Origin of the sequence: Desulfobulbus rhabdoformis (assembly GCF_016919065.1) — a bacterium.
Classification (GTDB): Bacteria; Desulfobacterota; Desulfobulbia; order Desulfobulbales; family Desulfobulbaceae; genus Desulfobulbus; species Desulfobulbus rhabdoformis.
Genome location: NZ_JAFFQA010000213.1, coordinates 1 through 209 on the forward strand (window position 1 = coordinate 1; position 209 = coordinate 209).

Annotated in this window: 1 protein-coding gene; it reads right to left on the reverse strand. The window is 50.2% G+C overall.

The features are described from left to right. On the reverse strand, nt 1–209 hold a 209-nt coding region (locus tag JWJ90_RS23090; protein ID WP_205229543.1), incomplete at both ends, for a transposase.

The window sequence follows — 209 nt, forward strand, 5'->3', positions numbered from 1 at the left end:
TATTAAAATACACGCCATCGGCCCAGATATACACATAGCGCTTGTTCTCAAATCTGCGTTGACTCCACTGCTCATGCTCTGCTTCCCAAAGACGCTTGCAACGGCTGATCGTAGTGGACGAAAGCCCGGAGGCATCCTTGCCAAGAAGAGCCTGAAGAGCTTCCTGAAAATCACCGGTAGATATCCCTTTGAGGTAAAGCCAAGGCAGC